A 16,410-nucleotide genomic window follows, 5' to 3' on the forward strand; every position below is an offset into this window, starting at 1 on the left:
GGGTAGGACTCTTTCCTTATGAATAATGGTTCAGCATTAAACAAATTCATATGTGCAATTGGGCTAATCATATTTTCAAGTATCTCAGTTAAAGCCAATGAGACGCCAGAAATCTTATCGTTATTTAATAAACCTAAGGAAGCACTTAGCTATCATTATTGTGCAACTCCTAAAACAGCTTGGGAAAACAATAAACTAAAGCAACTACTCATGAAATATTCCGCGAGCAACACTCGTCAGTACGTTGATCAACGGGTTGTCGCCATTTTAGTTTCTGCCGCATCAAGGGTTGCCCAATTTCAAACATCATTTAAGGCATGTGAGGAAACACTACAAAACGGAGACAAGCTATTTCAATCCACCTTTTCTCAAGCAATGGAGAACCTTTTAAACCAAAACTCAGAAGAAACCTTCTCCGACGGCCAAATTGGAAACATACAAAAAGCAATTCATGTTGCTTGGCTGGAAGACCAAAGTTCTCGCACAGCATATATTCAGTTATTAAATCCAAAAGGGAAAGGTACCACTGAAGATTGGGCCTTTGAAAAAGCTAAAGCCAATGCAGTTAAATTGGATGGCCAACATCGTTCCTTAATTAAAAGTTTGCTCGAAACCTATCATTGGATAACCTCAGCTCAGTTCGGTGCACAAACATCAAATCGAGCCTTAACCCTTATTCAACATGCAGATGCAGAGCCTGAGTTTCAAAAGAGAGCTCTGAAGCGTATGGAGCCTTATGTAAAAAATGGGACTGTAAATGGCACCGCTTTCGCTAACCTTTGGGACCGTGTTGCAGTTAATACGGGTAAAAAACAAAGATATGGTACGCAGCCAAAGAACAGCTGTAATAAAGATGGTACCCTCTCCATTTTACCAGTCGAGGCCCCAGAAAAACTTGCACAACTCCGACAGCAGGTAGGTCTAGAGCCACTAGCCGAACAACTTCAGCGATTGAGTTTGCAACGTTGCCAGTAAACTGCCTGCTCTTCTGTACATATTCAGGCCCTCACAACATAATCACTGTTCTTTAACATCAGAAATCACTTATCAGCTTTCATGGTTTTGTTATAACTTAACATCTCATCTATTCAGACGAACGGTTTACCGCACTTCACTTGTACAATCATGCCCGATCCGCCGAGATCCCTCTGACAGCGAGCTTATTGTTCTATATCAGGGGGATTATAATGAAAAAGATCGCGATAGCAGCTTTACTGTTTTTGCCACCATTCACGTATGCAGGGGCAGACGAAACCACGCCTTACGCAATGCCCAGAACACAAGTTGTTCCCATAGCTGCTGGCAATTCCCAAAAACAGTATGAACTCTATATTAAACTACCAGAAAACTATGGGGAAACCCGCGATAAACAATACCCGGTAATCTACACAACAGATGCCGTTTGGCATATGGACTTACTTTCTGGCACCACCGAATACCTGATGCCTGATGTAATTTTGGTTGGTATTTCTTGGCAGCAAAATACTGCTGATACTGTAGCCCACCAAAGCAGGTTCAGAGATTACACCCTTTATCCATCTAGCGACCCAGAACGACAGGCCAAAAACAAATATGGCCAAGGCGAAACGCACCTCGCCTTCATACGTCAAAATGTCATCCCTTATGTGGAAGGTACATACCGGACGGCTGAAGGACAAAGAGCTTATCTGGGATATTCTCTGGGCGGGGCATTTGGCGCTTATATGCTTTTTGCGGCACCTGATACCTTCAACCACTATATTCTCGGCAGCCCAGCCCTTGGACAGCGTAGCTTGAAGATCATTGACGAGATAGCCACTCAAAAGGTTTCAGAGAAAGCGAAAATAGACGCAAATGTATTTGTTTCCATTGGCGAACTGGAAGAGGCAGACAGTATATCCACTACCAAAGAACTGGTGTCGGTTTTAAATCGCAATGGCAATAACGGCATACGCCTCACTGGCCTTGAAATCATCAAAGCTTCAAACCACGGTACCGCTGTACCGGAAACTTTTACGCGCAGCATAAAATGGCTGTCAGAGCTCACGAACAAATAGCTTCCTGAATAAAGAGAAAATCAGATGAAATATCTATCAGCCTCTACGGCACTGCTACTCATGTCCTTCGCGGTGAACGCAGGTAATCCTGATGAAAACAAGCCTATCCTTGAAGGCCCCTATCTTGGGCAGACACCGCCCGGTCTAACACCAACAACTTTTGCACCGGGTATTATTTCCACGGAAGGCTGGGAATACGGCGTTGTATTCGCGCCAAACATGAAAGAGCTATATTGGGTACGTGAAGTGGATGCTGACACAGACCCCAAGCAAGAGTTTGTTGTTTACGAACAGAAAAACAATGTATGGCATGAACGCGTTATATCGCCAAGAAGCGGTACGCCTACCCTATCTACTGATGGCAACACCATGTTTTTCGGGCGGAGCTACAAGGAGCGCGCAGGAGATGGTTGGTCTGACGCCAAACGCTTAGGCCCTGATTTCGAAGACATCCGCATTATGCGAGTTACCGCCTCCGAGGCAGGCACTATTGCAATAGATGAAGCCACGAGAGAAGGCGATGGCATGCTTCGTTATTCACGGATTATCGACGGCAAGCGTGAGGCACCAATTCCCTTCCCGAAGGAAATCAATACGGGTCAGTGGAATGCACACCCATTCATTGCGCCTGATGAAAGCTATGTTATCTGGGACGGACAGAGAGATAATGCCGAACGCAACGCTAATCTGTTCATCAGCTTCAAGCAAGAAGACGGATCTTGGGGTGAAGCAATCAAATTTGGCAAGGAAATTAATACAGGTTCTTCTGAGTTCGCCGCCCAGGTAACGCCCGATGGGAAATACCTGTTTTTCAATCGCAATGTGGGCCCTGATAACACAGATACTTTCTGGGTTGATGCCAAGGTAATCGAAAAACTAAGGCCGAAAAAATAGAATTGTTACGAGAACATAACGAGCGCCTTCAAAGCTCATCAGGCCTTATCATAAACTTTCAAAAGCAGGATAGTTAAATGACCATCAATTCACACGTTAAACGCATATTGGCTGTCGCTCTATTAAGCAGCTTCAGTAGCTTTGCAGTAGTAGCTGACGACCAAAACAGAAACTCAGCAGAGGCTAGCCCGGCTGAAGCCAATCTCTCATTCAGAGATATACCTCTCCTTGAAAAAGCCTTCATAAACACATCTCCTGCCCTGAGGGACGACGGGTTCCCCGTTGGAAAATTAACCATTGATGCTGAAAAGAAAGCTGCTCTGATACAGTTTGCCAAAGAGCTGGGCGAAAGCACATACGGCAACTACGACAGTTTGCTTATCACCCATAAAGACAAGCTGGTTTTTGAAAGCTACTTTCGCCGCGGCCGGATAAATCTTACTCACGGCCAGGCATCAGCCACTAAAGGATACACCAGCCTGATCCTCGGGCGCGCTATGCAACTCGGGTATCTGACTATGGCAGATTTAGACAAGCCTCTCATCAGTTTCCTAAAGAATGTGGACCGTACAAAGCTAACGGAAGGTGCTGAAAAAATTACACTTCATAAAGCGCTCACCATGCATGGGGGACTGAGTATAAATCGTGAAGAATGGGCTGAAACAGAGAAAACCCCTGAGTGTCTTCAAGGCCAAGGTCTCGTGCAGTCCCTTTTAGAACAAAGTGCCCCAATTACAGAAGACACTCAGGTTTATAACTACGGTAATTTCAATCCGATATTGGTGATGTCGGTCATTGATGCAGTTGTGCCGGGTTCAGCGCAAGAATTCATTAAAACCGAAGTTCTCGATAAATTAGGCATTAAGAACTACCAATGGAAGGATCACATCAGTGGCCTGCCTGAAGCAGGCTGGCGCGTAAGCATGGCATCACGGGACATGTTAAAATTCGGCAGCGTTATGCTTAACGATGGAAAATTGAACCAAGAACAGTTTATTTCAGCACGGTATTTAGAGAAAGCAACGAGTGGCCTTGTGAAACCAACCGAAGACTGGATACCAGACACCTATCGCTATGGATACTTTTTCTATCAAACCCCTCTTACCGTTGAAGGTAAAAATTACAACGCCACCTTCGCCTGGGGCGGCGGCGGACAGCGTATCATCGTAATTGATGAGCTTGATCTCACCATCGTGATCACAGGCCATGATAGAGAAGATCAAATCATGGCTCAGATAGAAAATATCGTTGTTCCCGCATTTATTAAATAAGGAAGAGATCATGAAATTATTGTTCACAGCAGCTCTCCTCATAGCTTCAACAGCGGCGATCACAAACAGCGCAAGTGCGGGAGATGAAGTATCCAAACTGGCGGGCCCATATCTCGGGCAAACACCACCAGGCTCCACAGCTAAACCCTTTGCACCCGGTATTGTTAATACGGAAAACTGGGGAGATGCTGGTAGTTTCTCACCTGATATGAATGAGTTTTATGTCGGCCGCTGGCGACACACCAATGAAGCACCTGAGCCAGTAAATGTTACATTTAAACGCGTAGGCAATGGTTGGAAAATGGTAGTCGTGCCGCAAGATGTGCAGAGACCTTTCCACTCTCCAGATGGCAAAACATTACATTACGATGCCAAATATCAGGAGTGCACAGAAAATGGTTGGTCAGAAATGAAAAGCCTGGGCCCAGCTTTTGAAGAAATTCAAATCATGGGTTTAACAGCCTCCCGAAAGGGAACCTTAGTTCTTGATGAAAGAGGCAGTAGTAAAGGCGATGGCATACTTCGCTACTCAAAGCGCGCAGACGGAAAATGGGAAGATCCAAAGCCTCTACCTAAAACAATCAACACCGGTACATGGAACGCACACCCATTCATTGCACCTGACGAGAGCTATATAATGTGGGACGGCGAAAGGGAAAGCGGCTTCGGAAGCAGCGATCTTTATATAAGTTTCCGTGAAAAGGACGGCTCATGGGGAGAAGCTATTAATCTGGGAGATACGGTAAACACAGAAGCCGAAGAAGGTGGTCCGCGCATCACACCAGATGGAAAATACCTCTTCTTTAACCGAATGGTATTACGCACAGATGGCAGTGGTGAACGTCAATCAGATCTATATTGGATTGATGCTTCATTCATCAAAGATCTAAAACCCATGGAATAATGCCCATTCTAAGTATAAGCTAAAAACTGGCTCCCTTAATGGGGGTCAGTGCTTCTTTCAAAATATGTGTTACACTGTATCTTTATAGCTTTTCAGCTATGTGCAATCATTACCCTACTTAAATCATTGATAACTCTTTTAATGCACTATGTCGTATTTCTACTTTTGGTATGGCTTGTCTTCAACTTGGTGTTCTTTAGATAGAAAACACCCTCATCTGAACTGTAGGGTACATGAAGCCCGCACAGATCACTTTCTGTAAATTTAATCATGCAATGCCGACAGATAGTTTGCCTTTAGCGCACCAACTTCTATGGTTTATCTAGAATATTTCAAACAAAGAAAAAAACGGGGTGAGACGCATGAATTATAAAAAGGCCTTAATGGGTCTGTTAACGGTAACTGCCATCAGCACAAGCGCATTGGCAGATAGCCATACGCTCTATAGAGAACCAACGGTTAGCAAAGACCATATCGTGTTTTCCTATGCTGGTGATTTGTGGCGTGTTAACCGTGCAGGCGGTGAAGCAGAACGGCTCACAACTGGTGTTGGCATTGAAAGCACACCGTTTTTCTCTCCTGATGGTTCCAAAGTAGCCTTTACAGGCGAATACGACGGCAACACCGATGTATATGTGATTGATACTAATGGTGGCACACCGAAACGGTTAACATATCACCCTGGTGCCGATGTTATTCGTGGCTGGTCACGGGACGGCAAAGATGTGCTTTTCAGCTCAGGCAGAAATAGCTACGCCAATTTTGTTAGGTTGTTCACTGTATCAGCAGAGAATGTCGAGTTACCGGCACAGCTACCACTACCAAGTGCAGAAAAAGGCTCTTTCTCACCAAATTCAGACTATCTCGCTTATGAACCACTCAGCCAGTGGCAACAAGCATGGAAACGCTATCGCGGCGGCCAGCAAGATAAAATCTGGATTGCTAAATTAGCAGACTCTTCCACCGAAAAAGTACCAAGTGAAGCAAGCGTTGACAAAAACCCTATGTGGGTAGGCGACAAGGTATATTTCATCTCTGACCGAGATAGCAAACTGGGTGATTTCCGGCTGTTTGTTTACGATACAAAGCGTAAATCTGTTAAACAGGCCCTTACCCAAAAGGGGATGGATATCAAATCTGCCAGCGCTGGTCCTGATGGCATCATTGCTTTTGAACAGTTTGGCACCATCCATTTGTTCGATACCAAAACAGGCAAAGCAAGCAAGGTTGATATCACACTAAACGCTGATGTTACCGCAGTGCGCCCACGATATACGAATGTTAGTAATCGCATAGCAAACGCCCATATTTCACCGTCAGGTAAACGGGCTGTTTTTGAAGCACGCGGTGAAATACTAACGGTGCCTGAGAAAAAAGGCGACGTACGGAACATAACCCGTACCACAGGTGCAATGGAACGCGATCCCGCTTGGTCTCCTGATGGGCAATCAATTGCTTACTTATCTGAAGCAACAGGTGAATATGCCCTTCATATTCGTGATCAAAAAGGTGAGAAAGACGAGCGCATCATCAAGCTGCCGCCTATGTTCTACCGCTCGCCTATCTGGTCACCTGACAGTAAAAAAATAACATTGACTGATCACGGGAATATCCTTTGGTATATCGATATATCTGCAGATGTACCTGAGGCTGTGAAAGTAGATAAAAATATTATCTCCAGCTTTGATACAATGGCGCCTAGCTGGGCACCGGAAAGCGACTGGATCACATATTCCAAACAATTGCCGAACCTTCTACGGGCGGTTTTTGTCTATTCGCTTGATAGTGGGGAAATACACCAGATTACTGACGGCATGTCGGATGCACGCCACCCAACGTTTGATAAAAACGGTAAGTATCTTTACTTCACAGCCAGCACCAATATTGGTGAAACAATCAGCTTTGCTGATATGTCTGGCCTTGGTCGCCAAACAACACGGTCAGTTTACGCGGCAGTGCTATCAAAAGATACTAAATCACCATTGGCTGCCGAAAGTGATGATGAGCCAGCCGTAAAGAAAGAAGAAAAGCCAAAGGCTGAAAAACCTGCAGATAAGGGCGATGAAAAAGAGGCTGACAAACCAAAAGAAAAGCCCAAAAAGGCTTTAAAAATTGATCTGGAAGACATTCAAAACCGCATTATTGCCCTGCCCGCAGCTGATACAACATGGATTGGCTTAGTGGCTGGTGCAAAAGGTGAATTATTTGCGCTTGAATCCAATACAGGCAGAGCTGGCCCAGCTACACTTTCTCTCTATAAATTTGATGGAAAAAGCAAAAAGTTCAGCAAGGTTACAGATGGCCTTACATCGTTTGATGTATCAAGCAACGGTAAAAAGGCACTTGTTCGCCGAGGTAGATCAAATTGGAGTATTGTCGCAACAGCCGCTCTTGCAAAACCAGGGAAACCTATCAAAACATCGCAAATGGAAGTGTTTGTGGAGCCAGAAGTTGAATGGAAACAAATGTTCCATGAAGTTTGGCGCGGTGAAAGAGACTTCTTCTATGATAAAAACCTGCATGGCCTAGATCTGGACTGGGCTGTTTCAACTTACAAACCGTATTTGGATAATGTGCGCCATAGAAGTGATTTAAGCTATCTATTCACAGAGATGCTTGGCCAACTTACCATCGGCCATATGTTTATTGGTGGTGGTGATCAGGTTCGAGCAGCCCGTGTCGCTGGCGGACTTCTTGGTGCCGACTATGAAATTGAAAATGGCAGATACCGTATCACCAAAATTTATAACGGTGAAAACTGGTCACCTCGTTTAGTAGCGCCGCTAAATGAACCGGGCCTCAATATAAAAGTGGGTGATTATATTCTGGCAGTTAATGGCCGCGACCTAACCGCTGAACAAAACATCTTCCATGCGTTTGAAGCAACAAGTGGCAAGCAAACCCGCGTTAAAATCAGCCCGAATCCTGATGGTACTGATGCACGTGAAATCACTGTTAAACCAATTAACAATGAAAGAGGCATCAGAAACATTGATTGGGTGGAAGGCAACCGCCGGAAAGTTGGCGAACTGAGCGGCGGCAAGCTTGCTTATATTTATATGCCAAACACCGCAGGACCGGGCTTTAGAAGCTTTAACCGCTATTTTTATGCGCAAACTGATAAAAAAGGTGCGGTTCTGGATGAACGTTTCAATGGTGGTGGCTTGCTCGCTGATTATGTAACCCAAGTGTTCAAAAAAGAACGACTTGCAAACATGTTCTACCGTCATGGTGATATCAATGTTCCAGTGCCTGCTGGCGCTATATACGGCCCGAAGGCCATGATCATCAATGAGATGGCTGGTTCAGGTGGAGATGCCATGCCGTGGTTCTTTAAGAAGAGTGGTGCAGGTAAGCTATTTGGCAAACGTACCTGGGGCGGGCTTGTCGCTGCACAAAGCCTTCCTCCGTTGATGGATGGTGGTACCGTTAGAGCACCGGACTTTGCAATCTTCGGTAACGAGGGCGAATGGGAAATAGAAAACTATGGAACTGGCCCTGATGTAGAAGTTGAATGGGATCCTGCTCTATGGCGTAAAGGTAGAGACCCACAACTTGAGGCTACTGTTGAGTATCTCCTCAACGAGCTTAAGAAAAATCCAGTCAAAGAGCCTAAAACACCTCAATTCCCAAATTACTTTGGTAAGTAAACAGGAAACTTTCACTTAAGCAGGGCTAAAAATGGCCCTGCTTATGCCGACTTCATACTAAGAATTCCCTCAGCAGGTACGGTATACATAATGATATAGAGAAGAAAGGTGTCTCAGCACCTATTGTGCTGGCGCACTCTTGCTATTTCATATCCCCTTCAATCTAAAAGAGTACTCCTCTAATATTTTGGATTCCTTCCGATAAATTAAAAAAGTTAGCACAAAACACACTTATAGGTATTATAATGATCGCCAATAGTTACTACTGTATATAAAGAAAGTATTATGATCGAACACCTCGAAAAGATAACTGTGTTTCTTGAAAACATAGGTATTCCTGTTGTTTATACAGAATTACCTGAAGATACTTTTTTACCTGGCATTCAAATACAGCACGGTAGCCTTGCTGTGGATACAGAGCGTTTGTGTTACGTGGGTGATCTATTACATGAGGCAGGGCATATTGCCTGTATGGCTCCCTCTACTCGCCTTGAGACATTCGCAGACGCTGGAGAAGATATGGGCGAGGAAATAGCAAGTCACGCTTGGTCATATGCTGCTGCGCTTGCATGTGGATTACCTCCCGAGGAAGTATTTCACGAAAATGGGTATAAAGGTAGTGCTAGCTGGCTTTGTGCCCATTACAAAGAGGGCGGCACAAATGGCGTACCCCTCCTTCAGTGGTTTAACATGACTCACATGCCTGATCTGAAGAACCCCGATATTATGAACCCAAATGACTTTCCCTGCATGCAGCAATGGCTTCGTCCAATGGATGATCCAACTAAGTTTTGGCAAGAACAACCTGATTAAAAGTGAGGCCTAATCACACTCAGCCAAGCTAAACAGCGCCGATAACTGCACTTCTTGGTTTAATATCAGCTATACCGACCATTTCATCCGCTGTTGGAAACCAGCTCATGCGGGCATAAACATCATCAGACATAGTTTCGTCTTCCAAAAAACCATATTTGTGCAGAAATTTAAGCATCAGAGGATCATCTCTGCGAGCAGGTACCAGTAGGGGGCGTTTGGTTTGCGCAGCCGCTTTCATGAGCCACAGCAAAATACTGGAACCAAACCCCTTATTTTTCGCTTTCTTGATAAAGTCCAAGTCGACCAAACGCATTTCGACCTTACCGATATCAAGTGTTATTCGACCAATGCGCGAACCATTTTTTTCCAAAATCAAATAAACAGCATCCGGGAACTGGTTACCATATCCATTAATCTGCGCATCCAGCTGCATTTCAATGACATTTTCAATATAATCCTTGTCTGCATCAATCATGCGTAGGTCGTCACGGTTATCTCTATACATTTTTGCGAGAAAATCTTTATCAGCGCGCCCTGCAGGGCGCGCGTTCATGCCGTGAGGCAATGGTACTGATCCTTGAATCATGAAAATATCCCCAAATTACTTAAATACAACTCAAGAGAAAACCACCTGAAAATAGGCACCTTTAGGCATTTTTACAGGCCGAAGCGTACGGTTAATCCATACATTTCCAACTATACCATCCATAAGGCCACAAATATTCGCCTTAAATTCCTTGGCTTGAAGAAGAGGATGATTATCCGCCTCGTCAGCTTGAAACACGAGATTAAAAGGTGTTCGAACACTATCTGGCCCGGCGCCATCAGGGTTTTCCTTACACTCCATTAAAGTGACGGGGAGAGCAAGCTCCTCCAATTGGAGCTCAAACACCTTGCCTATGTGCGAGGAAAACACGTTTGCCGACAATGTAGCAATATCAACATGCTTCGTTTCACGGTTAAGCATATTCAAATCCCTATTTTGCATTAACTACGAGAAGGATAAATCCCAGTCACACAAATACAATAATTGATCACAAGGGTAGGCTGCATAATTTCAAACGGTTGGCCGCCACCATTATCCAATATACTCAGTTTAGTATTATCAAAGCCACTACCGCCCTCACTAGCAACACCACCAATTTCAACTGTGCCAACAGTTAAAGCTTCGGGCGGAGTTACATACAGGTTTCCTTCAGGTGCAGAACCAAAATTATTACTTGGCATAGCAATATAATCACCATCAGAAGGTGTTTGTTGAGTACCGTGCGTCGTAGCAACTTCCACAGATGTTGTCGCACCACTGCCTGCCCCTGTGTAAGTGTGCGCGTGGCTGTGCGTTGGCATTTGCGAAATAGTTAAAGTTATAGTTTCTCCCCCAACCTTTTGGCCGATAACTCGGTTCGTCAAACCAATCCCTTGAAACTGTCCAATTGGTGTACGTCCACGTAAATCAGGATACATAAATGTCGTGCGACCATCACCACCGTAAAATGTACCGATCAAAGAAAATAATGTACTTTGTTGGCTAATTGCTACGGTCTGCCCTGAGCAGTAAGCCCAATTTCTCGGTGCAAATTGAAACCCGAGAGCTTCGATGACTCCAATAAAAGTTTCTTCCATTTTATATTCCCCGCGATATTAAAATTGCTCATGACCACATAACAATGTGCGGCGGCTCCTAAGGTTACGAAAATATGATTTCATAGAAAACGTGTTCCGGTTTTTCACTGTTCGCACTTGGCGTGCCAGCTTCTCCAAATTTGTTATCTAAATAGGTACTTTCAATCAGGCCTATTCTGTCAAAAGTGATGTCGTAAACGCCATCAGGCACTTGATGATCAACAGGCCCTTTTAAAATTAAAGTAAAGGGCTCGGCTCGGCACCCTTCCGGGAGAGCCACTTCTGGCTTTGTATGCTCAATAATATGCTCGAGCGTTAACGCAAGGTCGGGACCATCCAAAACAGTAACAACAGTTTCAGTACCAATAATTTCCTGAAAGTCATCTTTGCTAACTTTACCTAGCATGATCTTTCCTTTCACAGGTTTCTTAAAGTTGAGATCTAACTTCGGCTTGGATAAAGCCCATCAATACAGATGCAATAATTCACTACCTGACAAGGTTGCATAATCGGCGTTAAAGATTGCCCTCCTGTCTCGTTCACTGCAAAACTTGCACCCTCAAACCCGCCACCTATATCTGTTACACCGCCTATCTTAACGGTACCGGCAGCGGTAGCCTCAGGTGCTGTCACATAAAGATTGCCTTCTGGAGCTGAGCCAAAATTATTACTTGGCATAGCAATATAACTGCCAGTATCGGGAATTTGTTGAGTGCCGTGTGTTTTCGCGACACGTATCTTCGCGCCATCCCCCTCTGTTCCTGTGCCTGTATAGGTATGCCCATGTTGGTGCACCGGCAATTCACTTAAGAATAAACGTGTATTTTCAAAACCATAAAATTGCCCCATAACCCAGGGGAATAATCCTGGACCCTGAAATTGACCTATACCAGATCTACCGCGTAAATCCGGGACACCAAAAGTAACGCGAGCATCTCCGCCGAACCGATCCCCTAACAGAGAATACAAAGCAGAATATTGATCAATCTCCAGCAGAGCCCCTACACAATACCCCCAATTTCGAGGCGTGAATTGAAACCCAAGTGCTTTGATAACACCAAGATAGCCATCCATATAAAACTCCTCAAATATCTATTTTAAATATAATTAATAATATTTAAACTTGTATACAGTGACTTGTTTTAATGACCGTGTAAAGCATTGTGTAGTGAACTATGGTTATTTCTTCAAATTCCTCATTACCATTTATAGATTTTTTTTAAACAACCTTTATGTGTAATTAGGTAGTTTTCTATGATTTAAAGCACAGAAACACAGACAAAACTGTGCGCAGTTATTAAAGCGAAATTTCACGCTTGATAGTTATAGCTACGAATATATTTCGCTATGGATTACCAGTTTTATTATTTAAATTATGCTATTTTTAATTTTATAATCATAACTTTATAGTTGTTATTAAACTTAGAGGTATCATGCCCCTCCCTAGCACCGCAGGCATGTATTCTAAAACAACAAAACCCTCCAAACTATCGTTCGAAGGGTCTGTGAACTTTTCTGAGCAAGTTAAGATGGTTTTGGTAGTAGGATTTACCGCTTGCGGGCTTCGCTCCTCGCGTTGTCTCCAACCTGTTGTAATACAGCAGGTTTCCGCCCGAACCAGTAGAGTTAAAACACCATACTCCACGTACCAATTAAAAAAGGCCAGCACCCTCTGGGTACTGACCTCTTTTAATGGTTTTGGGATTAGGATTAGTCTCGTCAGGACTATGTCCTTCCTCGTCATTCCGCTGCGTCTTCGACTTGCTCCATATGAACCTGCAATCTACGCTTTGGGCGTATCTTGCAAGGTATCGCAGCCTAAATCCGGTCAACAAAGTTAAAGGGCCGCCCACTAGATGGTGGACGACCCTTTAATTTGGTTGCGGGAGTAGGATTTGAACCTACGACCTTCAGGTTATGAGCCTGACGAGCTACCGGGCTGCTCCATCCCGCGTCAATTATGTTTGTCACCCGTCCGAAGTATCGCTTAGCGATGTCATTCTCCGATGTGACGCGGCTCAAGGCTGTTATTTTCAGCTGAACCACTTAATACAACAAAACCGGCACATGGCCGGTTTGCTGTTTTTTGATATTGATGAAGATGTTTATGTCTTTACTCTTTAGTAGATCTGGCGGCGACCTACTCTTCCGCGGCTTAAGCCGAAGTACCATCGGCGCGAAGCCCTTTCACTTCCGAGTTCGAGATGGGATCGGGTGGGACAGGCTTGCTATAACCACCAGATCAACGAAAGAGTAAAGATTTTTGCGTTTTATGCATGCTTGAGAATGATCAATTGTATTTAAAAGTTTTGTTCTCTGTCTATGGAGAGGCTCTGAAGCCTATCGAGCAATTAGTATCAGTTAGCTTCACACATTACTGCGCTTCCACACCTGACCTATCAACGTGGTGGTCTTCCACGGCTCTCAGAGAGACCTTATCTTGAAGGGGGCTTCCCGCTTAGATGCTTTCAGCGGTTATCCCGTCCGAACATAGCTACCCTGCAATGCAGCTGGCGCTACAACAGGTCCACCAGAGGTTCGTCCACCCCGGTCCTCTCGTACTAGGGGCAGCTCTTCTCAAGTCTCTTGCGCCCACGGCAGATAGGGACCGAACTGTCTCACGACGTTCTAAACCCAGCTCACGTACCTCTTTAATTGGCGAACAGCCAAACCCTTGGGACCTGCTCCAGCCCCAGGATGAGATGAGCCGACATCGAGGTGCCAAACACTGCCGTCGATATGAGCTCTTGGGCAGTATCAGCCTGTTATCCCCGGCGTACCTTTTATCCGTTGAGCGATGGCCCTTCCACACAGAACCACCGGATCACTATGACCTACTTTCGTATCTGTTCGACCTGTCAGTCTCACAGTCAGGCAGGCTTATGCCATTGCACTCAACGATCGATTTCCAACCGATCTGAGCCTACCTTCGCGCGCCTCCGTTACCATTTGGGAGGCGACCGCCCCAGTCAAACTACCCGCCACAGTGGGTCCTAGATCCAGGTTCATGGATCGTAGTTAGATATCAGAGACAACAAGGGTGGTATTTCAAGGGTGGCTCCACAAGAACTGGCGTCCCTGCTTCAAAGCCTCCCACCTATGCTACACATGTTATCCCTAATACCACACTGAAGCTGTAGTAAAGGTGCACGGGGTCTTTCCGTCTAACCGCGGGTACTCCGCATCTTCACGGAGAATTCAATTTCGCTGAGTCTGTGCTGGAGACAGTGGGGAAGTCGTTACGCCATTCGTGCAGGTCGGAACTTACCCGACAAGGAATTTCGCTACCTTAGGACCGTTATAGTTACGGCCGCCGTTTACCGGGGCTTCAATTCGCAGCTCTCACTACTCCTCTTAACCTTCCGGCACCGGGCAGGCGTCAGACCCTATACGTCGTCTTGCGACTTCGCAGAGCCCTGTGTTTTTAGTAAACAGTCGCCACCCCCTCTTTTGTGCCCCCACCAAAAAGTTGCCTTAATGGTGGGCCTCCTTCTCCCGAAGTTACGGAGGCAATTTGCCGAGTTCCTTCAGCACAGTTCTCTCAAGCGCCTTGGTATGCTCTACCATCCCACCTGTGTCGGTTTCGGGTACGGTCTATATGATGGTGCTATTTCCTGGGACAACTTCGCGGCAAATCCAATCCAATAAGGATCTACAACTTACGTCATCCGTCACATTCCATCAGGTACAGGAATATTAACCTGTTTCCCATCGACTACGCTTTTCAGCCTCGCCTTAGGGGCCGACTCACCCTGCGCGGATTAGCCTTGCGCAGGAACCCTTGGGATTTCGGCGAGAGTGTCTCTCACACTCTTTATCGCTACTCATGTCAGCATTCTCACTTCTGATATCTCCAGCATGGCTCACGCCACACCTTCGCAGACTTACAGAACGCTCCGCTACCACTTGATCATAAGATCAAATCCACAGCTTCGGTATATGTCTTTAGCCCCGGTACATCTTCGCCGCAAGACAGCTTATTTAGACCAGTGAGCTGTTACGCTTTCTTTAAATGATGGCTGCTTCTAAGCCAACATCCTGGTTGTTTTGGCCGTCTCACATGCTTTCCCACTTAGACATAATTTAGGGACCTTAGCTGGTGGTCAGGGCTGTTTCCCTCTCGACTACGGACCTTAGCACCCGCAGTCTGTCTCCCGGATAGTACTCAACGGTATTCGGAGTTTGGTTAGAATTGGTAAGGCTCGCGCCCCCCGCATCCATCCAGTGCTCTACCCCCGTTGGTATTCATCCGAGGCACTACCTAAATAGTTTTCGCGGAGAACCAGCTATCTCCCGGCTTGATTGGCCTTTCACCCCTAGTCACAAGTCATCCCCGTCTTTTTCAACAGACGTGGGTTCGGTCCTCCAGTGCATGTTACTGCACCTTCAACCTGCTCATAACTAGATCGCCGGGTTTCGGGTCTAATGCATTTAACTCGGTCGCCCTATTCAGACTCGCTTTCGCTACGCCTACACCTAACGGCTTAAGCTTGCTAAATACACTAACTCACTGACCCATTATACAAAAGGTACGCCGTCACACCACATGGGTGCTCCGACTGCTTGTAGGCATTCGGTTTCAGGTACTATTTCACTCCCCTTATCGGGGTACTTTTCACCTTTCCCTCACGGTACTGGTTCACTATCGGTCGTATAGTAGTATTTAGGCTTGGAAGGTGGTCCTCCCATGTTCAGACAGAATTTCACGTGTTCCGCCCTACTCAAGGCTATCTTCTTCGGCTTCCCATACAGGACTATCACCTACTCTGGTCAAGTTTCCCAACTTGTTCTGGTACCTCAAAAGATAACACTGGCCTGGTCCCCGTTCGCTCGCCGCTACTAGGAGAATCTCTGTTGATGTCTTTTCCTCCGGCTACTTAGATGTTTCAGTTCGCCGGGTTCGCCTCATATAGCTATGTATTCACTATATGATACCCAAAAAAGGGTGGGTTTCCCCATTCGGACATCCGTGGATCAAAACTTACTGGCAGTTCCCCACGGCTTTTCGCAGCCTGTCACGTCCTTCATCGCCTCTATACGCCAAGGCATTCACCAAATGCCCTTAATTCACTTGAGAGCTCCTCCATATCCAGAGAGCAAAACTCTCTTTTAAGATCAATCACGGCTGCTCCTGCAAAAGCAAAAGCGCAGATCAATGTCCACTCCGTTCACCTATAACGGCCGGCAAGCTATTATAAAATACTAGGGGATTTCAA

At 45.5% G+C, this 16,410-nt stretch carries 12 protein-coding genes, 1 tRNA gene and 2 rRNA genes; 7 read left to right on the top strand and 8 right to left on the bottom strand.

Going from position 1 to position 16,410, the window contains the following annotated elements; translation table 11 throughout:
- The first annotated feature begins 18 nt into the window (after positions 1-18).
- The 7 genes from KFE96_RS13440 to KFE96_RS13470 all read left to right on the top strand — a co-directional run bounded on the left by KFE96_RS13440 (position 19) and on the right by KFE96_RS13470 (position 9,568).
- Positions 19-975, top strand: a complete 957-nt coding sequence (locus KFE96_RS13440; protein ID WP_255833077.1) for a DUF6624 domain-containing protein — start codon at positions 19-21, stop codon at positions 973-975.
- Positions 976-1,187: 212 nt separating this feature from the next.
- Entirely contained in the window at positions 1,188-2,036 is an 849-nt protein-coding gene (locus KFE96_RS13445; RefSeq protein ID WP_255833078.1) for an alpha/beta hydrolase, read from the top strand.
- 24 nt (positions 2,037-2,060) lie between these two features.
- Positions 2,061-2,930, top strand: a complete 870-nt coding sequence (locus tag KFE96_RS13450; RefSeq protein WP_255833079.1) for a hypothetical protein — start codon at positions 2,061-2,063, stop codon at positions 2,928-2,930.
- 77 nt (positions 2,931-3,007) lie between these two features.
- Positions 3,008-4,201 (top strand): serine hydrolase, encoded by a 1,194-nt coding sequence (locus KFE96_RS13455; protein WP_255833080.1) that lies wholly within the window; start codon positions 3,008-3,010, stop codon positions 4,199-4,201.
- 10 nt (positions 4,202-4,211) lie between these two features.
- Complete coding sequence (locus tag KFE96_RS13460) at positions 4,212-5,105, top strand: hypothetical protein (protein ID WP_255833081.1); 894 nt, start codon at positions 4,212-4,214, stop codon at positions 5,103-5,105.
- A gap of 362 nt (positions 5,106-5,467) precedes the next feature.
- Positions 5,468-8,755 (top strand): S41 family peptidase, encoded by a 3,288-nt coding sequence (locus tag KFE96_RS13465; protein WP_255833082.1) that lies wholly within the window; start codon positions 5,468-5,470, stop codon positions 8,753-8,755.
- Between the two features lie 285 nt (positions 8,756-9,040).
- Positions 9,041-9,568: a hypothetical protein gene (locus tag KFE96_RS13470; protein WP_255833083.1), complete on the top strand. Its 528-nt coding sequence runs from the start codon at positions 9,041-9,043 to the stop codon at positions 9,566-9,568.
- A gap of 28 nt (positions 9,569-9,596) precedes the next feature.
- Here the strand turns inward: KFE96_RS13470 and KFE96_RS13475 are convergent, their stop codons facing one another.
- The 8 genes from KFE96_RS13475 to KFE96_RS13510 form a co-directional block, all read right to left on the bottom strand.
- The gene (locus KFE96_RS13475) at positions 9,597-10,157 is read right to left on the bottom strand and encodes a hypothetical protein (protein ID WP_255833084.1); all 561 of its coding nucleotides are present in this window, start codon (positions 10,155-10,157) and stop codon (positions 9,597-9,599) included.
- Positions 10,158-10,187: 30 nt separating this feature from the next.
- Positions 10,188-10,538, bottom strand: a complete 351-nt coding sequence (locus KFE96_RS13480; RefSeq protein WP_255833085.1) for a hypothetical protein — start codon at positions 10,536-10,538, stop codon at positions 10,188-10,190.
- Between the two features lie 20 nt (positions 10,539-10,558).
- Positions 10,559-11,194 carry a phage tail protein gene (locus KFE96_RS13485; RefSeq protein WP_255833086.1) on the bottom strand — a complete coding sequence of 212 codons (636 nt, stop codon included), beginning with the start codon at positions 11,192-11,194 and terminating at the stop codon, positions 10,559-10,561.
- A gap of 64 nt (positions 11,195-11,258) precedes the next feature.
- On the bottom strand, positions 11,259-11,600 hold the full coding sequence (locus KFE96_RS13490) for a hypothetical protein (protein ID WP_255833087.1): 342 nt from the start codon (positions 11,598-11,600) through the stop codon (positions 11,259-11,261).
- A 35-nt stretch (positions 11,601-11,635) separates the two neighbouring features.
- Positions 11,636-12,268: a phage tail protein gene (locus tag KFE96_RS13495; RefSeq protein ID WP_255833088.1), complete on the bottom strand. Its 633-nt coding sequence runs from the start codon at positions 12,266-12,268 to the stop codon at positions 11,636-11,638.
- Between the two features lie 803 nt (positions 12,269-13,071).
- Positions 13,072-13,148: transfer RNA gene (locus tag KFE96_RS13500), tRNA-Met, on the bottom strand.
- A 173-nt stretch (positions 13,149-13,321) separates the two neighbouring features.
- Positions 13,322-13,436, bottom strand: a 5S ribosomal RNA gene (gene rrf, locus KFE96_RS13505).
- An 88-nt stretch (positions 13,437-13,524) separates the two neighbouring features.
- A 23S ribosomal RNA gene (locus tag KFE96_RS13510) occupies positions 13,525-16,271 on the bottom strand.
- Positions 16,272-16,410 lie beyond the last annotated feature (139 nt).

The organism is Kordiimonas sp. SCSIO 12603 (assembly GCF_024398035.1).
Taxonomy (GTDB): Bacteria; Pseudomonadota; Alphaproteobacteria; order Sphingomonadales; family Kordiimonadaceae; genus Kordiimonas.